Origin of the sequence: Povalibacter uvarum (assembly GCF_014202975.1) — a bacterium.
In the GTDB taxonomy this organism is placed as follows: Bacteria; Pseudomonadota; Gammaproteobacteria; order Steroidobacterales; family Steroidobacteraceae; genus Steroidobacter; species Steroidobacter uvarum.
The window spans coordinates 209,956-230,485 of the sequence record NZ_JACHHZ010000005.1 but is presented as its reverse complement, the minus strand read 5'-3'; the positions used below and the strand labels follow the sequence as shown (position 1 = coordinate 230,485).

The following is a 20,530-nucleotide window of genomic DNA, read 5'->3' as shown; positions in this document are numbered from 1 at the left end:
AGCGTGGATTTCCAACCTTGCGACGCGATCATTGGCTTAGATCCGGATGGATGCACCTGCGGTGCGCAGCGACCCACTGGTCCGCTGACGAAGCGCCGACGCTGGGCGCTGCACTCGCGTTCTACTGCGCATTCTCGCTGGCGCCGCTGCTCATCATTCTGGTCACGTTCATGGGCTGGATCGTCGGCCTCGAAGCCGCGCACGCGAATCTGGCAAGTCAGTTGCGTTCCCTCTTCGGCGCGGGCACCGCGGAGATCCTGCTCGACGCAATGCGCAACTCGCAGAGCGATGGCGGCATGATCGCTACGGCGCTGAGCGTCGTGAGTCTGCTGATCGGCGCCACGACCGTGTTCGCCGCGCTCGAGAGCGCACTCGAACGGATCTGGGGTGCGCATGCTGAAGTCCCCAAAGGTATCCGCGGATTCCTGAGAGCCCGGCTGTTGTCCTTCGGCCTGATCCTCGCCGTGGGGTTCCTGCTGCTGGTCTCGTTGACGATCACGACTGCGCTTGCAGGAGTGAGAGCCATCGTCGCCGAGCGCTACGCCGAGTTCATGATCATGATTACCGCAATCGATCTGCTGGTATCGACTTCGTTGATCACCGTGCTTGTCGCCGGCATTTATCGCTATCTGCCCGCACGCCGACTGTCCTGGAGTTCCGCGCTCACCGGCGCGTTGATCACGGCCCTCTTCTTTCAAGCAGGCCGATGGCTGATCGGACTCTATCTGGGACGTTCGACACAACCTTCGGCATTCGGCGCAGCAGCGTCATTCGCGGCGATGCTGCTCTGGTTGTATTACACGGCGCAGATCTTCCTGTTTGGAGCTGAGATCACGGCGTGCGCTGGAGGGATGAAAGAAAAGAAGCCAGCTAACCGGCTGGCCGGCTAGCTGGCCAATGACCTCAGCTACTGCTTCTTCGTACTCGGCGTCGACGTCTGGGTAGTCGTTGTCGGCCGTCCGGCGCCCGCCTGTCCATAGCCGCCGTCCTGACCGCTCGCGCTGTAGCCCAGGGAGTTGTCACGCTGCGACTGTGACGACTGACTCGACGAGCGACTCGTCTGCACTCGCAACTGGTTATCGACGTCCTTCACGCCGCTGCAGTTGGCAATCATTTCCTCGACCGCATACTTCTCGTTGCGGCTGTCGACAGTGCCGGTGAGCTTCACGATACCCCCGGTCACGTTCACCGTGATTTCGCTTGCATCGATATCCGAGTCGTCCGACAGGCGCTCGCAGATTACTTCCTTCAGGCGATCGTCTGAACGCTCGTATCCCTTCGGGCCCTTGCCGCGATTGCCGCGACCGGAAGAAGCCCCGGAGGAACCTTGATAGCCGTAGTCACCGCTGTAGCCGCTCGCAGTGCGATAGTCGGAGTCGTAAGCGGAACTCAGGCTGCCGTAGCGCCCGTCCTGTTCGCTCCCGCGACCATAGTCCTGCCCATAGCCGCGACCCGACGAGCCGCGCTCGTAGTCGCCGCCGCGGCCGGAAGTGAAATCACGATGCGGGTAATGATCGCCGCTCCAGCCTTCCGTCGAGCGATCCCGCCACGGCTGTGTGCGGAAGTCCGGTTCGTTCTCGCCATGCCGCGAGCCTTCGTAGCCGGAATCGCGCTCGAAGCGCGACTGGCCGAAACGGGACTGGCCGGAGCCCGATTGGCTGGAGCCCGATTGACCGTAGCCGTAGCGCTCGTAGTTGCTCTGGTTTTCGTAGTTGCCACGTCCCCGATCGCGCCAGTCGTTCTCTTCGCGACGCGAATGGCGCGGCGAGTAGTCGCCACGGTAGGACGACTCCTCTTCGGCATATCCACCAAAGCGCCCGCCGCTGCTGTAGCGGCTGTCGCTGTAACCGCCGTAGTCGCCGATGCCTTCGGCCGATCGCGGCGCATTCTCATCGTCCCAGCCACTGTCGTCGCGGAAGCGACGCGCTTCCTCGTTGCGATGGTTGCGCCCCTGATTCCGGGACTGATCCGATTGCCTCCCGTCACGTGATTGATAACCCATGATCCTTCTCCTGTTGCATCGATACCGGTGATGACTCACCCGGGGGCAAGAGATCGCCGCGAACCTTTGTTCCTGCGGTTGCGATGCGACTTTCAACAACGAAGAATGCGCGCAGTCCGCAAGCTAAGGCCTACCGTTTCAGTGGCCAAGAGCGGATCGCCACCGAAGTGAGGCATGGAGTCATCGGCTGACGAACGCCGACTGGTCCGACTCCCGCTCATCCCGGTATCGTTGACGCACATGACCGCCGAATCGCGGCGTCGCGGAACAACGACGCCTCCCGAGGCGTTAGAACCTGTTGGCCGCGAGCAGCGCCCCATTCCCTGGTTCTGTTGGCCTGGGATCTGCTCGCAGGGAGAGATCACCGGACCCTGCAGATCGACTCGCGACGAGATGCGGGTGAGATGGGTGCGGCCGAATAACTAGTAAATCACGACACGAAATCCGAACGACAATGACCGACACCCAAGCCGCCGCAGAAGCGTCCCGTCTCCATTCGCGCCTTCCCCTGCCCTGGGGCACCCTCGTGGGATTCATTCTCGCGATCCTCGCGATGCTGCTGATCGGCTACGTCACGTACGTCTCGCTGCAGAACCGGACGGAATCGCGGGAACGAGTGGCTCGCACGCTCGAGGTCGTGAGCAACCTTCAGCAACTGCAGGCGCGAGTCATCAATGCGGAAACCGGACAACGCGGTTACATGCTCGTCGGGGAAACGACGTATCTGGAGCCTTACAGTGCGGCGATTGCCGAAATCCCCACCGACCTGCGCCGGCTGCGCGGAATGCTGCAGGACAACCCGAGACAACTGGAGCGTCTCGAGGCTCTGAAGACACTGATCGAAGGCAAGCTTGCTGAACTGTCCCAGACCATCCAGCTGCGTCAGAACGGCAGCAACGCGGCAGCACTGGAGCTCGTCCGCAGCGACAGCGGCAAAGTCGTCATGGATCAGATCCGCGCGCTGACCACCGAGATGGTGCAGGAAGAGCAGACGCTCCTGCGTGAGCGCGAGACCGAGTGGCAGAAGGCATCGCAGTTCTCCGTCTGGGTCACGACCGGTGGGTCCGCACTGCTTTTCGTTCTCATCGCCATGGCAGCCATAACGACCTCGAAGGACTATCGGACGCGTGAACAGCAGGTCTGGCTGCGCACCGCCCTCATGCAGTTCGGCACGAGGATCCAGGGCGAACAGCGACTCAATCGCCTCGGCGACGAAGTGCTGTCATTCCTCGCGACCCATCTGGGTGCGCAGGTCGGTGCGGTGTACCTCGCGATGGGCGACGGAAGCTTCCAGCGCTTCGCGGGTTACGCCTACACACCGCCCCCGGGGCGCGATGGCGACATCCAGCCCGGCGAGGGCCTGCTCGGGCAGGCGGCAAAGGAACGCCGCGCGCTCCACATTCGTGAGGTGCCGGCGAATTATCTGCCGGTGACATCGAGCCTCGGCTCGGCCCAGCCGCGCGAGCTTCTGCTGGCGCCGGCTATTTCGGAGAACGAAGTTCACGCGGTGATCGAGCTCGGCTTCCTGAAGCCGACGGCGACGATCGAACGCGAGCTGCTCGACCGGATCTCCGAATCGCTCGCGAACGCCGTGCGCTCGGCGAAGGATCGCACGCGCCTCGAAGACCTCCTGGAAGAAACCCAGCGCCAGAGTGAAGAACTGCAGACGCAACAGGAAGAGCTGCGCGTCAGCAACGAAGAGCTCGAGGTCCAGACGAAGGCGCTGAAGGAATCGCAGGCACACCTCGAGGCGCAGCAGCATGAGCTCGCGCAGAGCAACATGCAGCTCGAAGAGTACACGCAGATGCTCGAGCAGCAGCGCGACGATCTGGCGAAGGCGCAGGCGGTCCTCTCGGAAAAGGCGTCGGAGCTCGGCCGCGCCAACCAGTACAAGAACGAATTCCTGGCGAACATGTCGCACGAGCTGCGTACGCCGCTCAACAGCTCGCTCATCCTCGCGAAGCTCCTGGCCGACAACCAGTCGGGCAATCTCACCGACGAACAGGTCAAGTTCGCGAACAACATCTACGCGGCGGGCAACGACCTGCTCGAGCTCATCAACGACATCCTCGATCTGTCGAAGATCGAAGCCCGCCAGATCGATGTGGTGCGCGAAACCGTGGGCATGCGGCAGCTGCTCGACAACATGTCGCAGGTCTTCAAGCCGCTCGCCGATCAGAAGCACGTGGCCTTCGAGATCCAGGTCGCACCCGACTCACCGGTCTCGCTGCAGACCGATTCGCAGCGGCTGCGACAGATCCTGAAGAACCTCCTGTCGAATGCGTTGAAGTTCACCTCGCAGGGCCACGTGCGACTGAACGTGTTCGTCCCGCAAGCCACGCCCGAGTGGATCGCGCTCACTGTCGAAGACACGGGCATCGGCATCGATCCCGCGCAGCATGAAGTGATCTTCGAGCCGTTCCGCCAGGCTGACGGCACGACGAATCGTCGCTTCGGCGGCACGGGCCTCGGTCTTTCGATCTCGCGTGAACTGGCCGCCATGCTCGGCGGTCGGATCGAACTGGCGAGCACACCGGGCTGCGGCAGCACTTTCACACTCCTTCTGCCTCAGGTCATGCCTGCCGACAAGGCGCAGGCCCCGCCGGCGGCACCTCCGGCGCATCAAGCAACACGTCACGTCGCACCAAAAGCCGCGGTCGTTCCGATTCGCGAGCCATCTGCGGTGCCGCACTCCGGCCGCGTGCTACTGATCATCGAAGACGATCCTTCCTTCGCAAGCACGATTGCGACGCTGGCCTCCGGCTTCCAGTTCGAATGCATCATCGCGTCGACCGCGGACGAGGGCATCGAACTTGCGCTGAAGTACCGGCCCACCGCGATCGTTCTCGACATGCGACTGCCCGATCACACGGGCCTCACCGTGCTCGATCGGTTGAAGCACAACCCGGCGACGCGGCACATCCCCGTGCAGGTCGTGTCCGGCTTCGACTATTCGCAGACTGCGCTCGAGATGGGCGCGGCCAACGTGCTGCGCAAACCTGTCGAACGCGAACAGCTGATCACGGCGCTCGCGAACCTGGAGCGCAAGGCGGCGACCGGCCAGGGTGCCGTGCTCATCGTCGAAGACAACACGGTGCAGCGGGACAGCATGGTGCGCCTGCTGCAATCCGAGCAGGTGCGGCCCGTCGCCGTCTCCACTGTCGCCGACGCGCTGGAGAAACTGCGTGCGGAAACCTTCGACTGCATGGTTCTCGATCTCGGATTGCCGGATGCTACCGGCTACGAGCTGCTGCAGAAGATGGCGACCGACGAGAAGTACTCCTTCCCGCCGGTCATCGTGTACACGGCGCGGACGATGTCCGCGGAGGAAGAACAGCAGCTCCGACGCTACTCGAAGTCGATCATCATCAAGGGCGCACGCTCTCCCGAACGTCTGCTCGACGAAGTGACTCTGTTCCTGCATCGCGTCGAGGCTTCGCTGCCGCTGGAACAACAGCGGATGCTGCGCGTCGCGCGCAGCCGCGAGTCCGTGTTCGACAAGCGGCGCATCCTGCTCGTCGAAGATGACGTGCGTAACGTGTTCGCGATCAGTCGCGTGCTCGAACCACATGGCGCGATTCTCGAGATCGCCCGCAACGGACGCGAAGCACTGGCGGCGTTGCAACCCGGCAACCAGATCGACCTGATCCTGATGGACATCATGATGCCGGAGATGGACGGCTTCGAAGCGATGCGCCACATCCGTGCGCGCGACGATCTGAAGTCGCTCCCTATCATTGCGCTGACTGCGAAGGCCATGCCGGACGACCGGCAACGCTGTCTGGACGCCGGTGCGAACGACTACATCACGAAGCCGATCGACATCGAGAAGCTGCTGTCGCTGCTGCGCATCTGGATGCCGGCCGCACGCCAGGGAGCGGCGCGTTGAGGCCGGAGGTCACTGACCTCGAAATCCGGCTGCTGCTGGAGGCGATCTATGAGCGCTTCCACTACGATTTCCGGCAGTACGCGATTGCGTCGATCCGGCGGCGTCTCATCCAGGCCTTGACTGCCATGCACTGCGAGAGCATCTCGGCGCTGCAGGCGCGCATCCTTCACGACGAACGGGCATTCCCTCGCCTGCTCGCGTACCTGACGATCCAGGTCACGGACCTCTTCCGGGATCCCGAATTTTTCCTCGCGCTGCGCCAGCACGTGGTGCCGATCCTTGCGACGTATCCGTCGCTGAAACTATGGATCGCGGGATGCAGCACGGGCGAAGAGGCGTACTCCTTCGCGATCCTGCTCGCCGAGGAAGGACTGCTCGATCGAACGCTGATCTACGCGACCGACATCAACGACGACAGCCTGCGCAAAGCGCAGACCGGAGTGTATGCGCTCGATCGACTGCGTCAGTTCATTCTCAACTATCGCGCCGCCGGCGGCACCGGTTCGCTCTCGGATTACTATCACGCCGATCAGGACAACGCCGTGATGGCGCCGGAGCTGCGCCGTCGCATCACGTTCGCCGATCACAGTCTTGCGACGGACAGCATTTTTTCGGAAGTCCAGCTCGTGTCGTGTCGCAACGTGCTGATCTACTTCGACCGCGAGCTGCAGGATCGTGCGCTGGGACTCTTCGCGGATGCACTCTGTCCGCGCGGCTTCCTGTGCCTCGGGACGAAGGAATCCATTCGCTTCTCGGCCCAGGCGCCGCGATTCAATCCGATGAGCGTCGGGCCCAAAATATTCCGGAGGGTCGACTGATGGCTGCGCGAAGCACCACCGCCTCGACATCCGACGCTCGCTTCGACGCAGTGGTGGTCGGCGGATCGGCGGGTGCGTTGGAAGTGCTGCGCCAGATCCTGCGCACCATGCCGGCGACCACAGCCGTGCCTGTCGTCGTCGTGCTGCATCTGCCGCCGCGTCCGCCCGAAGGCCTGCCCGAATTGCTGGCTCGCGATTGCCTGCTTGCCGTGCAGCAGGCCGAAGACAAGGAGCCGCTGCAACCCGGCGTCGTGTATCTCGCGCCGCCCGGTTATCACCTGCTGATCGAGTCGCATCGCGCGTTCGCGTTGTCGGTCGACGATCCGGTGCATTTCTCGCGACCGTCGATCGACGTCCTGTTCCAGTCGGCGCGCGACACGTATGGCGGGCGCCTGCTGGCGATGTTGCTGAGCGGCGCCAGTGCCGATGGTGCCGCAGGGCTGCATGAGGTTGCAGCAGTGGGTGGCATCACGATCGTGCAATCGCCCGCCGCTTCCGAGGCAGCGGCAATGCCATCCGCGGCCCTCGCTTTGTTCAAACCGACCTATGTGTGGACGCCGGCGGAGATGACGAAGGAACTGCCATCCCTGTTCGCGGTCCGCTCTTCGATGTTAGGGAGCCCGGCATGACGACCAAGTCAAAAATTCTTCTGGTCGACGACACGGAAGAGAACCTGACTGCGCTCGAAGCGCTCCTGCGGCGCGACGACGCGGAAATTCTGTTCGCGCGCTCCGGAACCGAGGCACTCGAGCTGATTCTGTTGCACGAGTTTGCTCTCGCGTTCCTCGACATTCAGATGCCGGAAATAGACGGCTTCGAGCTCGCCGAGCTCATGCGCGGCGCCGAACGCTCGAAGTACATCCCGATCATTTTCGTCACCGCCGGCGCCCGCGATGCCCAGCGCGTGTTTCGCGGGTACGAATCAGGGGCCGTGGATTTCCTGTTCAAACCGGTCGATCCGCACGCGATCAGGCACAAGGCGGACACCTTCATCGGGATGGATCAGCAGCGCAAGCGGCTCGCGGAACAGTATCGCCAACTGCAGGAGAGCGAGGCGCTGCTGCGCGAAGCAGTCCAGGCCCGCGAGGACGTCCTTGCGGTCGTGTCGCACGACGTCCGCAATTTCCTGCAGGCGATCAAGAGCGGCGTGCAGTTGCTCAATCGCAAGCCGGAGAAGCTGAGCGATGACGTGAAAGCCGCCATTCACAGCCGGCTGACGAGCACGGTCGATCTGATGAGTCGCGTGATCGCCGACCTGCTCGACATGGCCAATATCCGCAACGGTCAGATCGCCGTGACGATCAAGCCGGAGCCGGCGGGCAAGCTCGTCAGCGAAGCTATTGCCGTCCATGAACCGCTCGCTGAAGCGAAGGGCATCCGGCTGACGGGCGCTTGCGACAATCCGGACATGGTCGTGAGCTGCGACCGCGAGCGCGTCCTGCAAGTGCTCGCAAACCTGCTGGGCAATGCGATCAAGTTCTGCCGGCACGGCGACACGATCGTCGTCAGCGCCGCGCGCCTCGATGACGCGGTACGAATCTCGGTTCGCGATACGGGCCCGGGCATTTCCGCCAAGGATCTGCCGCTCGTGTTCGATCCGTACTGGTCGGGCTCGGCGGATCGCCGGCATGGGACGGGCCTCGGCCTGTACATCACCCGGCGCATCGTCGATGCGCATGAGAACAGGATCTGGATCGAGAGTGAGCTGGGGAAGGGGACGACGGTGCACTTTACGCTGCACCTTGAGGACAACGCGCCGTCGGCGATGGAAGAGGAAGGCTCCGCTACCAGCTGCTAGGCGACCAACTGGTGCCACGGCAGCGAAGGGTGGACTGAGCGTCTTGTTGTGGGTCCGACTTCAGTCGGACGCAATCGCCGCAGGCGATGCCTCCGTCATTCCCGCGAACGCGGGAATCCATCCGAATGAAGGTCATGGATCCCCGCTTTCGCGGGGATGACGAATGCTTCGCTAACGTCCGGCTAAAGCCGGACCCACAGTCAGAAGGGATGGATCCGCGATGCTAGCTGAGCTGGCGGTCTTGTTGTGGGTCCGACTTCAGTCGGACGTAATCGCCACAGGCGATGCCTCCGTCATTCCCGCGAACGCGGGAATCCATCCGAATAAAGGTCATGTATCCCCGCTTTCGCAGGGATGACGGATGCTTCGCCAACCACGCGAGCTTGAGCATCCGCACAAGGAGAACATCGGAAGATGCCCTTCACACGGATCGACAATACCGCCGGCGATGCGCGAGCCTGCACCCATGATTGCAGGAGATCGGCAAATGCCGTTTGTCGCCAAGTGGGTTCGATTGTCATTCGTTGCGTCGCTGGCTGCGCTCCTCGGCGGCACCGCGCATGCCGAAACGTGGCGTGAGTTGTTCACCGACCCGCAGGACGGCCGCTTCGATGGCAGTCGCTGGCTGCTCGATCGAAAAGGTTTTCTGCCGATCCCCGTCATCATCACGGAGCCCGCTGTCGGCTACGGCGGCGGAGTCGCGCTCGCGTTCTTTCATCGCAAGGGACCGTCAGGCGCGCCCGCCGGCGAGAAACCCGACTTCACGCCGCCGAGCGTCAGCATGGTCATGGGCGCTGCCACCGAGAACGGGACCAAGATCGGCGGCCTCGGCCATCTCGGCATCTGGCGCAACAACACGATGCGCTACACCGGCGGCGTCGCCGCGATGGACATCAATCTCACGTTCTACGGCGGCGAAGACTTCCCTCGCCTGAACGACGGTGTCGGCTACAACATGAAGGGATGGGCAACGTTCCAGCAACTGGTCTGGAAGCTGGGCTCATCGCGCATCTGGCTGGGAGGGCAGCTCATCTATCTCGATGCCGAAACGGGACTCGATGAAGACAATGCGCCGCCGGTCTTCGATCAATTGAACGGCGACGTCGAGAACCTGGGTGCCGGCCTCGTCATGCTGTACGACTCGCGCGACAACATCTTCACGCCGAGCCGCGGACTGCAGTCCGAATGGTACGTGCGCCAGCACTGGGGCTCGTTCACCCAGGATTTCGACTACACCGAAGTCGACGGCAAGAACCGCTGGTTCCTCGACCCGACCGACCGATGGGTGGTCGGCCTGCGTCTCGACACGAACTTCACGTCAGGCGACGTCCCCTTCTACGCGCTGCCCTCGATCAATCAGCGCGGCATCGCAAAGGGTCGGTATCAAGGCGACGCCGTTCTCACCACCGAAGCCGAAGCCCGCTACGACATCGACGGCCGCTGGTTCGCCGTCGCGTTCGCCGGTGTCGGTCGCGCCGCCGATTCCTTCGGCGAAATGGACGACGCGGAGAGCCGCTGGGCCGGCGGCGTCGGCACGCGCTACCTCATTTCACGCGCGCTGGGGCTTCAGGTCGGAATCGATGTCGCGAAGGGCCCTGAGGAATGGGCGTTCTATCTGCAGATGGGGAGCGGGTGGGGACTGTGAAGGGGAGAAGCGGTTAGCGGTTGGCGGGTAGTCGAGAAGGAGGGAATTCTTCCTTCTTCCTAACCGCTATCCGCTAACCGCTTCTAGTAGAAGGAATAGCCAAGCGACGTAGTAATACCGTAGTCATCCTTCTCTGCAGTTACATCCGGCGGATCGCTGTCGTATGACTGGTAGAGCGACAGGTCGAGGTAGAAGTCGGTGACGATTTCGCGGCGCAGGGTCAGGTTGGAGCTCGTTCGATAACGGCCGGACTCGGTGATGCTCGGGTAGAGCGTGACGTTCGCGTTCAGGCTCACCTTGGGCGTCGAGAACTTGAAGATCCGCCAGCTGCCGCTGATCAGGCCTTCGAGGCTGTTCTGGCTGTCTGCTTCGCCTGTAGCCCACTCCCTCGTCAGTGCGAGACCCATGAGGCCCGAGATTTCGCTGCGCGATGTCTGATGGAAGTACTTGCCGATGCCGCCGCCGAGCGTGAAACGTGCGTCGATGCCGGTCTCTTCATTGCGCTCCAGTGCAGCAATCCCGGCCCAGAAGCGCTTGTGCGCGCGAAGCCACTGGTAACCGTAAGTGAGCGAGTCGCGATCCAGGGTGCCTTGCACGGGATCCTTCGTCGAGTTGACGTCCGCGCTCAGTGACCATGCGAACTCAGGAGCACGATACGAAAGATCCATCGCGCCGCTCACCGTCGTGATGTCGCTCGATTTCGTGTAGTCGAAGCCCACCGAGAACGAGCCGTGCATGCGGCTGAAGAACGTGCTCTCGCCCGGGGAGATGCGGGTCACGTCGAGCAGATTGATGAGCGACGGCGCACCGCCCTCCTCGGCAACGGTCAGCTTCTGAGTCTTCGCATCCGTCACGAGCGTGCCGTAGAAGCGGCCGCCGTGAAGATCTTCGAGAATGAACCCCTGCTTGCTCTCGACAGACCTGACGTCGGGCCATTCGATGCTGATCGTTCCCAGCGAGTCAGTCTTGACGCTGAGCTGGCCGTACTCGAGCGAAACGATCTCGCCCGTGATGCGATCGCCGTTGGCGACATAGATGACATCCACTTTTTCGCGTGCAGCGGCGAGCGCTGGCAGCAGGAATGCTGCCAGCATGGCTAAGAGGATGCGTTTGCTGGCGACGCCAGCCATGGCGTATTCGGCGGCTTACTTCTGCGCGGGCGCACCGGGCGCCGGAATCGGATACTTCGCGAAGATCTCGCCAACCACCGCGTCGATTGCCGGGCCCGGATTCTCCACAGCCTTCTTGTTGATGCGGCCTTGTGCCGTACCCTGCCAGACGAGTTGCTGCTTCGTCGAATCGACGAGGTCGATGCTCAGCGTGCCTTCCTGGTAATTCACCGTTTCGATGTCCTGCGGATAGCCGCCCCAGGTGCCGTACATGCCGGCCCGGTAGCCGTAGTAGCCGCCGTAACCGACGCCGACGCCCGCCGAAGGAGTGCTGCGGATGTCCTGCTTGTCCTGGATGTTGACGTTGAAGTTCACGAGCAGCTGCGGATTGCTCGTGACGAACTGATAGCCGCGCTTCTCCATCTCGCGCCGCGTCGCATCCTTCAGCCGCGTGCTCACGATGGTCGTGTACGCATTCTTGTCCGTCGACACGCGCTCGAAGTAGCCGAAGGTCTTGTAGCTCGACAGGTTGACGGTGGGATCGGCGTCGGCACGAATAGACGGACCGCTGGAGCAGGCGCTCAGCCCCGCAACCATACCCAGCGCCGCCAGCAAGGCAGGAATTTTGGGGAAACGCATGTCGATCTCCTCCGGAGTCGGTGGTTCGTTGTGAATGCCAGGCCCCGGAGCGCTCCGGGTACTTGCGGCGCAATATGACGACGGCCCCCTGGGCGTGCCATACGCATAAGGGGACGAAGGATTGCGTCTGAGGCGGAGAGTCGGGCCGGCGCCTTCCGTGGGTCCGACTTCAGTCGGACGTCAGACCGAAGGCCCGGATCGCCAACGCGATGACGTCCGTCTAAAGCCGGACCCACAACCCGGACGTCATTCCCGCGAAAGCGGGAATCCATCCGGAGCAGGACCGAGACACATGACTCCCGCTTTCGCGGGAATGACGGAGCGGCGGGGGATTTTGCCGATTCTTCGCAGTATTTCAGGGGCTCTCGCCGCCCGTATCGGCGATCCCGGCGAATCGTGCGTTGGCATACCTCATCCACGACCGCATCGATTCGAGATCTTCGTTCATCGCCGGCTGCGGTCGGCCGGAGCGGCCATTGCGCAGTGTCTGCGAGGGGCTTTCGCCGTAGAGCGCGCGGTAGTTGCGCGAGAACAGGTTGAAATCCCAGACGCCGAAACGGGCCGCGACCTGGGAGATCGTTTCGTTCGCCGAATTCTGTGTCAGCAAGGCGCTGCGGATTTCCTGCAACTGGCGTGCGCGCAGGAAGCGGATCGGGCCGACACCGAAATACTCGTTGAACACATTGCGCAGCGTTCGCTCGGTCACGTCGGCGGCACGACACAGATCGCCGACTAGAATGGGTCCGCCATGGTTCTCGCTGAGGAACTCGAGACACCGGGCAATGATGCGATCGCGAGCCAGGGGCTTGCGACCGACGCGCTGCTCGGGAAAGCAGGTGCTCACCTGCAGCAACTCGGATACGGCGACCAGGAATTCTTCCTCCGCCGCTGCGATCGCCGCCGGATTGAAGATATTGATCGAGTCCTCGCCCGCGCACAGCAACGCGACGAGCAGGCTGACGCGCCTGAGCGCGGACGAGTTCGCACGAACGCGGGTTTCGCTGAGCATCGCCGCGCTCCATTCCGCTGCATCCTTGAAGCGCGCATGCTCGAAAACGTTGGTGGGGACGGTGACACCCGCCCAGCGGGTGATGCCCTGAGCCGAGTACGTGAGCGGGCGGTCCTGACGGATCAGGATGAACGAGTCTTCGGCCAGCGAGTGACCGTCGATGCGGATCTCGGCTGGGTCGGTCAATGGGATGCCGACAGTCAGCCCCGGCTCGCTTTCTTCGCCATCGCCCGCGAACGCGGCCGGCGCACCTACCTGGAGCTGCTGCAATCGCAACCGGCCCACGCGCGCAGGGTCGATCCACCACTGATGCCGCGAGCGAGCGGTGGGTATATAGCGGCCGTCCAGGCCGCTGATCGCGTCCGCGAACTCGTCGTAATCCGTGAAGACGTATCGCACGGAAAAACTCCCTTCAGCCTCGTCTCGCGACGCACGCATCCCATTCTTGTTTGAGGCCGACGCTAGCAGAGTGCCCGGCGGGGAGCCACCTCCATTCGGGCGGGTCAACGCACCCCGCCGCATCGCGGTACGCATTTTTCCCGCTCGCCGGTCTGTTGCACACGGGGTGATCGGATCTGACCGATTGTGACTCTGGCGGTGGGTCCGGCTGAAGCCGGACCCACAACAAGAGGCTGCCGACTCTCGGCTACCTCGCTAGCCGGCCCCTGTCAGCCGCCTAGTGGCTCCTTCTGGAAGGCAAAGCCACCAGCGCCAGCCAGTACCCCAGCACTAACTGCATCGCCGTCGCGAACGCGGCGAATCCGATCGGCTTGACGACGTACCCGCTGCAGCGTCGCTTGTACGCTTCCCCGATATCGGAATCGTTGTCGGATGTCGTGAGCACGACGACCGGATGCACTCGAAGTTCCGGACGCGCGTTGATTTCATCGAGCACTTCGAGACCACTCATGCGCGGCATATGCAGATCGAGAAGCACGAGCTGCGGTGTCGGCGCGTTCGCGTACGCGCCTTCACGCCGCAGGAAGGCCAGGCATTGCTCGCCGTCGCGGACGACGTGCACATCGACCTTCACTCCGGACTGTTCGATGGACAGCCGAGTGAGCTCGATATCGGTCTCATTGTCTTCGGCCAGGAGCAGGATGGCGTTTGGTTTCTTCATGACGACCACCCTTGACCTGATTGCTCAGATCCGGACATCGGCAGCGTGAAACAGAACCGGCTGCCCTCGCCGAGCTGCGATTCGACCCAGATGCGACCGCCGTGCCGCTCCACGACGCGACGGCAGATGGCGAGGCCGATCCCCGTTCCCGGATAGACGGCTGCGTCATGCAGACGCTCGAACATCTCGAAGATCCGTTCACTGTGGCGTGCGTCGATACCGATCCCGTTGTCGGTGACGCAGAAGAGCCAGTCCCGATCGCGCCTCTCCACCGAGACTTCCACGACGGGCAGCAGCTCGCTGCGGTATTTCAGCGCATTGCCGATGAGATTGAGCCACACCTGGACGAGCTGGGTCGCATCCCCGTGCACTGCGGGCAGAGGCATGGTCTCCACGCTGCCGTTCGTTTCGCTCAGAGGCGTCTCCAGCAATTCCAGCGCGCGACTCAATGCCACATCCATCGGCACTTGTTCGAACGGCTCTGCCTTGGAATCGATGCGTGCGTACTGAAGCAATGCCTTCACCATCGTCTGCAATCGCTGCGCCGAGTTCGCGATATGGCTGAGCCACTGCTGGCCTTGATCCGGCAGCCGATCGGCGTAGCGCGACACCAGCAGCTCCGCGAAACTCCCGATCGTTCGCAGCGGCGTCTGCAGATCATGCGAGGCGACCATCGCGAACCGGTGCAGCTCGGCATTGTTGCGTTCGAGAATCTCGTTGGCCTGCCGCAGCGACAGCTCGACTCGTTTCTGCGCGGAGATGTCGATGGAGATACCCAGCAATCTTTCGGCGCGGCCGCTGTTCCCGTAGATGGCGCGACCGCGAGATTCCATCCATCGCTCGGGACCGCCCGGATTGAGGATGCGGAACTCGCATCGATACACAGAATGGTCGGCAATCGCTTTCTTCATCGTTCCGGCAACCACATCGCGATCGCGCGGATCGATTCGCGCAACCGAGTTGTCCAGGTGCATCGGCGTTCCTGTACTGACGAGCCAGAGGTCATACATCTCCGGCGACCACCACGCCTCGTTCCTTGCCAGATCCCAATCCCAGGCGCCTCCGCCTGCAGCCTGCAAGGCCCAGTTGAGCCGCTCCTCGCTCGTGCGGACATGTGACTCGGCTCGCTCCCGTGCCACAGCGATGGATTGCATTGCCCTTGCGGTCCACATGACCAATGCAACCAGCAGGGCGACCTCAGCCACGACGACGTACGCCGCCAGTGTGCCGTCGCCATAGGCGCTCGCTCTCGTCATCAGCCATGCGATCAGCGGCGCGGCGAAAAGAACGACCGGCAACAATCGCCGCAGCAGGACGCCGGCCGACCCTTTGTTGGTCAGTCGATGTGCGAGTCCCCGATCGGGCCGCGCGAGCGCGAAGCCCGTTGCGATCAGCATGAAGAGTCCCGAACTCTGTATCGACTGCGCCGTCATCTCACCCGGGCGATAGAGCGACTCCGACTCGAAGAGATGCCCGATGACCCCGAGGTAGCCAATGCCGAAGACGATCAGCGACAGCACGCGCGCGATCTGCTCGGAACGACCGCCGCGATCGAGCGCGATGAACGAAGTGCCCAGTAATATGAGACACAGCGCACTCACTTCCGACATCCGTCCCGGATGGCCTGCGCTTGCCGTCGTAAAATCCGCGACGAGAAGTTCGTCGATGCCATAGTCCGCCTGGAGGATCGACTGCGACGCGGTCACCAATCCGAGCCCCACGACGAAGCCGGCCAGGCCGCGGCGCCATGGCCATACTCGTTGAGGCGTCGATGCTTCGCCCGTCGCCTGCAACAACAGTACGGCGAGCAGCAGAATGCCGAGAGCGACATTGGTCTTGATCGACACCGCGTCCGGAACGATCCGCACCCAGGACTCGATCCCGAGAAACCAGCCGGCGAGCACCCATGAACTTGCGATGAGCACGAGCCCCGCGAGGGCGCGGGACAACCTCAGAAGCATCTTCTGATTTCTGGCTTCGCTGCGTGGAGCCGGGTCCGCACCGGCTTCGCTCGATCCTGGCGCGAGTTCCAAAGAGGCACCCTCGGCACGTCGATACTTCATCCGTGCTTGAGCCGGTGCAAGAACCCGGGTGTTCCAGGACTGATCTCTCGTCACCCCGACGGTCGTTGCGCGCGCCAGGGGATTCCCGCTGTGTTTCGCTCTTGAGTTGATTATTGCCGATATTCCCCACATCGGCGCTGTGGGTTTCCGCTAGAACCTTCAGGCAGTGCTGCATCGCTGCATCGCCACTTCGCCTCATCGACCGCCGATCCAGCGATAGTAGGGATTGCCGGGTTCCTCCTCGATCACAGAACGCAGCGTGCGACTCCAAAGGTCACGCTCGCCCCGATAGGCGTGGAGCCCGGCCGCGTAGAACCGCAGCAGCCGCTCGCGTTGCGCAAGCGTCTCGGCAACGAAAACGCGGTCAGCGTTCATCAACGGCGGATCGCTGCGCAACTCGAGCAGCGGCGGCAGCACCTTGGCAAAGTCGTCCGGCAGAACCCAGGGACCGTACTCGATGCGGGGATCGTCATCGGTGACCGGCCGTGCATTCGCTGCATAACGTTCGAGGCCGTCGCGGTTCATGATCCAGGTCGAGACCAACGCCTGCGGCGAGGAGATGCCGACTTCGCTCAATGCCGCCCTCACCTGCGGCTGGTCGAATCGGCGCGCAATCCGCCGTGCATCCAGCTCGAGCGGCGAGAGCGATCCGATCAGGAGCATCTCGTGCAGTTCGGTCGTCCAGACCGATGCATGGGGAAACACGTCGAGAAAGCTTCGGACGAGCGAACGCGTGTCGGCATCGGTCTGCGTCGGCAACGGCAGCCACTGCGCTACGAGACCATGCTCGTTCAATCTGCGGGCCGCGATTCGATAGAAGTCGGTCGAATACAGATTCACGACGCCCGCGGCCGATGGCGGGGGCGGCTCGAGCGTGATCAGGTCATAGCGCTGCTCGCTTTGCAGCAGCTCACGACGGCCATCGCGAACGCGGATTTCGACGCGATCGTCGTTCGTCACATCGAAGTTTCCTTCGAACAGCGGTGCCGCATGCACGATGCCGGGCAAGAGCTCCGCCACCACGCGCGTGTCCAGCGTGGGATAGCTCAGCAGGCTACCGCTCGTGATTCCCGTGCCAAGCCCGATGACCAGCGCCGATTTCGGCTCGCCGCGATGGATAATGAGTGGCAGCAAAGCCTGCAATCGCATGTAGCGAAGCGAGGTCATCGAGTCGCCGGAGTTGGAAACGCCATCGACATACAACCGGCGGAACGCATTGTCGCCGTTCTTCTGCATCACCACCGCGACCGTCCCGCCGGCGCCGGGCTCGAAAAACACGAGCTCGCCGTTGCGAGCCTTCGCGAGTAGCGATGCCAGATGCTGCGGGGAGATCGATGCTGCGACGATGAGCGCTACGATGCCGCAGGCAAACGTGCCCCAGCGCAACTGCGGGCTGGCGCGGCTCTGCAGAACAGCAATCGCTCCGATGATGCACGCACCGATCGCCATCAGAGCCAGACTTCGCTCCAGACCCAGTCCGGGAATGAGTACGAATCCCGTGAGGGCCGTGCCGACGATGCCGCCGATCGTGTTGAATGAGATGATGACGCCTGTGTCGTGACCCGCGTAGTCGGCGGAGGCAATGAGCTTCAGCGCAACCGGGAACGCCGCACCCAGCAGCATCGTCGGTATCAGAACGATCCAGGTACTCGCGAGAAAGAAGCGCGCCGCCATTGCGATCGGCTCAGCGCCCGTGAGTTTGAACGCCAGCGTCGCAGCACCCACCTGCAATGGCTGCAACCAATCTCCCAGCATCGCCACCGCGAGCAATGCACTGACACCGGCCAGTGCGATCAGCAATCCGAACGTGCTCCAGAGATCGGTGATCCGCGCTGCCCGCCGCGCATATATCCAGCTGCCGACCGAGAGACCGACCAGATACGTTGCGAGAACGATCGCGAACGCGAAGCTGCGGGTACTGGTCCACTGCACGATCACCTGCGACCAGATCACTTCGTAGCCGAGCGCGATGCCGCCGGAGATGGAATAGAGAACCAGTGCGAGCCTCGCGTGCGGCAGATTGAGCAGGCTGGCGCGGCTCACTGGGTTTGCTGGCGCCGGCGAATGCGCCTTCTCACGGTGCGCCAGCCACAGTGCCCCGGCTGCAGCGGCAACATTCAACATCGCAGCAGCAACGGCTGACCCACGGATGCCGAACGCTGGAATGAAGGCAAACACCGTGAACAGTGTTCCGACGATGGCCCCCGCCGTATTAGCCGCATACAGCACGCCACCGACGCGAGCGAGTTGCGAATCGACCGGCGCGATAGCCCGCACGAGCACGGGCACGGTTCCGCCCATCAGCAGTGCTGGGGACCCCACCAACGCGAACGGGAGCAGCCATGCAAGCGGCCCGACCGTCACTTCGAGTCTTGCGAACGCACCGGCCAAATGTGCAAGCAGGAATGTAGCCACGACGGCCAGGACGGCAATCACCGTCTCGAGCGCCGCGTAGAGCCGCAGCGGTCGTGCCGTCCGATCGGCACGACGCCCGAAGATCAGCCCGCCTCCCGCCAGCCCGGCAAAGAACGCACTGATCGCAATCGTGATGGCATGAATGTCGGCACCGACGACGAGCGACAGCTGCTTGATCCACAGGAGCTGATAGACGAGCGCGGCAACGCCGGAAGCGAACAGCAGGAGCGCGGGTACGACGACGCGGCCGCGGCTGAAATCAGGAGAGGATGGCTGACTGATGTCAGACGTGTTCTGCGATCTCACCGCTGCACTGTACCGGACTTTTCTTCCTGTGGGTCCGGCTTCAGCCGCAGGTCATGCGAAGCACCGCCGGACGGCGGCAAGTCGGACCCACAGGCTGAGTCGAACCGGGCAGGGGGCGATCCCGCCGCTACTTCTTCTGCATCTTCTCCGTCACCTGCCGCTTCACGCTCTCCTCGATCTGGTCGATGGTGAAGCTGGCGGGGATCTGGCTGGGCGGGTACTCGATGAATGTCTGCAGGAATGCAGCAGCGCGCCGCTGTGCGTCGATGGGGATGTACACGTTATCCGTCATCATCGCCTGATACCCACTCGTCGGTCCGACGGACGCCCGCTCGTATGGATCCATGCGCAGGTTGTACATGTTCGGCGCCCTCAGACACGTGAACGGCTCCTTCCAGATTTCCAATCCGCCTTGCGCGCGCTGTTCGCAGAACACGATCTTCCACGCGTCCGGGCTGGTTGCGCCCTGCAGATAATTGTCGTAACGCATCGCCACCAGATCTGCGTCATCATTGAAATAGTAGAACTCGGTGCGCGCGCTCTTGTCGGTCTGCCCAGTCAGCAGCGGCAGCTGGTTGTAGCCATCCAGGTGCACCTTCGCCGACTTGCCGCCGAGGCTGGTGCCCTTCAGCAGTTTGTCCTTGATGCTCGCGTCACCGGCCGCGGCCAGCAGCGTGGGGAACCAGTCCAGCCCCGACATCAGGCCATTGGAAATCTCGCCGGGCTTGATCTTCCCGGGCCAGCGAACCATCGCGGGCACACGGAATGCGCCTTCCCAGTTCGAATCCTTTTCGCTTCGGAACGGCGTATTGGCCGCATCCGGCCAACTGAAGAAATTCGGTCCGTTGTCGGTGGTGAAGACGACGATCGTGTTGTTCGCGATGCCCGCATCGTCCACGGCCTTGAGAATCTTGCCGACGTTCTGATCCATCTCCCACATGCCGTCCGCATATTCATGCCCCGGTCCCATGCCGGCCTTGCCGCGATACTCCGGGCGCACGTGAGTGAAGACGTGCATGCGGGTGAAGTTCATCCAGACGAAGAAGGGCTTGTTGGCTTGCGCCTGCCGCTGGATGTAGCTGATCGCAGCGCCGGTGGTTTCGTCGTCGATCGTTTCCATCCGCTTGCGGTTCAACGCGCCGGTATCCTCGATCTTGCCGTCGGAAGACGAACGAATGACACCGCGCGGATTATAGAACTTGAGGAAGGCCGGATCGTTCTTCGGCCAGTAGGGCCGCTCCGGCTCTTCTTCGGCATTGAGGTGGTACAGATTGCCGAAGAACTCATCGAAGCCATGATTGGTCGGCAGGAACTTGTCCTGATCGCCAAGATGGTTCTTGCCGAACTGCGCAGTGGCGTAGCCGAGCGGCTTCAACGCCTGTGCGATCGTGATGTCGCGATCCTGAAGTCCCACGGGTGCACCAGGCAGCCCCACCTTCGACAGGCCCGTGCGGAACACACTCTGACCCGTGATGAACGTCGAGCGTCCGGCGGTGCAACTGTTCTCGGCGTAGTAGTCCGTGAACATCATGCCTTCCTTGGCGATGCGGTCGATGTTCGGTGTCTTGTAGCCGACGAGACCGTGCGTGTACGCGCTGATGTTCGACTGCCCAACGTCGTCGCCAAAGATCACGAGGATGTTGGGTTTCGCTCCCTGGGCCATGGCAGCCGTCGACAGCAATGAGCCCATGAGCAGGACGAACAATCGGTTCATTCG

Annotated in this window: 14 protein-coding genes; 6 read left to right on the top strand and 8 right to left on the bottom strand. The window is 62.8% G+C overall.

Annotated features, from left to right (window positions below; translation table 11 throughout):
- Positions 1 to 50 precede the first annotated feature (50 nt).
- The gene (locus HNQ60_RS20400) at positions 51 to 890 is read left to right on the top strand and encodes a YihY/virulence factor BrkB family protein (protein WP_184334632.1); all 840 of its coding nucleotides are present in this window, start codon (positions 51 to 53) and stop codon (positions 888 to 890) included.
- 17 nt (positions 891 to 907) lie between these two features.
- Here HNQ60_RS20400 and HNQ60_RS20395 read toward each other — a convergent pair whose 3' ends face one another.
- Positions 908 to 2,002 carry a BON domain-containing protein gene (locus tag HNQ60_RS20395; protein ID WP_184334631.1) on the bottom strand — a complete coding sequence of 365 codons (1,095 nt, stop codon included), beginning with the start codon at positions 2,000 to 2,002 and terminating at the stop codon, positions 908 to 910.
- A gap of 454 nt (positions 2,003 to 2,456) precedes the next feature.
- On the opposite strand from HNQ60_RS20395, the gene HNQ60_RS20390 reads away from it, so the two are divergent.
- The 5 genes from HNQ60_RS20390 (at position 2,457) to HNQ60_RS20370 (ending at position 10,152) form a co-directional block, all read left to right on the top strand.
- Complete coding sequence (locus HNQ60_RS20390; protein ID WP_184334630.1) at positions 2,457 to 5,891, top strand: response regulator; 3,435 nt, start codon at positions 2,457 to 2,459, stop codon at positions 5,889 to 5,891.
- Positions 5,888 to 6,709 carry a CheR family methyltransferase gene (locus tag HNQ60_RS20385; protein WP_184334629.1) on the top strand — a complete coding sequence of 274 codons (822 nt, stop codon included), beginning with the start codon at positions 5,888 to 5,890 and terminating at the stop codon, positions 6,707 to 6,709. Before HNQ60_RS20390 ends, HNQ60_RS20385 begins: the two co-directional genes overlap by 4 nt.
- Complete coding sequence (locus HNQ60_RS20380) at positions 6,709 to 7,338, top strand: chemotaxis protein CheB (protein WP_184334628.1); 630 nt, start codon at positions 6,709 to 6,711, stop codon at positions 7,336 to 7,338. Before HNQ60_RS20385 ends, HNQ60_RS20380 begins: the two co-directional genes overlap by 1 nt.
- The gene (locus HNQ60_RS20375) at positions 7,335 to 8,507 is read left to right on the top strand and encodes a hybrid sensor histidine kinase/response regulator (RefSeq protein ID WP_184334627.1); all 1,173 of its coding nucleotides are present in this window, start codon (positions 7,335 to 7,337) and stop codon (positions 8,505 to 8,507) included. The genes HNQ60_RS20380 and HNQ60_RS20375 overlap by 4 nt, the downstream gene beginning before the upstream one ends.
- Before the next feature lie 487 nt (positions 8,508 to 8,994).
- Positions 8,995 to 10,152 carry a BamA/TamA family outer membrane protein gene (locus tag HNQ60_RS20370; protein WP_184334626.1) on the top strand — a complete coding sequence of 386 codons (1,158 nt, stop codon included), beginning with the start codon at positions 8,995 to 8,997 and terminating at the stop codon, positions 10,150 to 10,152.
- Between the two features lie 83 nt (positions 10,153 to 10,235).
- Here HNQ60_RS20370 and HNQ60_RS20365 read toward each other — a convergent pair whose 3' ends face one another.
- The 7 genes from HNQ60_RS20365 to HNQ60_RS20335 form a co-directional block, all read right to left on the bottom strand.
- Positions 10,236 to 11,282: a DUF481 domain-containing protein gene (locus HNQ60_RS20365; protein WP_184334625.1), complete on the bottom strand. Its 1,047-nt coding sequence runs from the start codon at positions 11,280 to 11,282 to the stop codon at positions 10,236 to 10,238.
- Positions 11,283 to 11,297: 15 nt separating this feature from the next.
- Positions 11,298 to 11,900, bottom strand: a complete 603-nt coding sequence (locus tag HNQ60_RS20360) for a DUF4136 domain-containing protein (RefSeq protein WP_184334624.1) — start codon at positions 11,898 to 11,900, stop codon at positions 11,298 to 11,300.
- 355 nt (positions 11,901 to 12,255) lie between these two features.
- On the bottom strand, positions 12,256 to 13,308 hold the full coding sequence (locus HNQ60_RS28155) for a helix-turn-helix domain-containing protein (RefSeq protein ID WP_184334623.1): 1,053 nt from the start codon (positions 13,306 to 13,308) through the stop codon (positions 12,256 to 12,258).
- Positions 13,309 to 13,585: 277 nt separating this feature from the next.
- Entirely contained in the window at positions 13,586 to 14,029 is a 444-nt protein-coding gene (locus tag HNQ60_RS20350) for a response regulator (protein ID WP_184334622.1), read from the bottom strand.
- A complete protein-coding gene (locus HNQ60_RS20345) occupies positions 14,026 to 16,092 on the bottom strand; it encodes a sensor histidine kinase (protein ID WP_221304337.1) in 2,067 nt (688 codons plus the stop codon). Before HNQ60_RS20345 ends, HNQ60_RS20350 begins: the two co-directional genes overlap by 4 nt.
- Before the next feature lie 195 nt (positions 16,093 to 16,287).
- A complete protein-coding gene (locus HNQ60_RS20340; RefSeq protein ID WP_221304336.1) occupies positions 16,288 to 18,813 on the bottom strand; it encodes a fused MFS/spermidine synthase in 2,526 nt (841 codons plus the stop codon).
- Between the two features lie 127 nt (positions 18,814 to 18,940).
- A complete protein-coding gene (locus HNQ60_RS20335) occupies positions 18,941 to 20,503 on the bottom strand; it encodes an arylsulfatase (RefSeq protein WP_184334973.1) in 1,563 nt (520 codons plus the stop codon).
- Between the last annotated feature and the right edge of the window lie 27 nt (positions 20,504 to 20,530).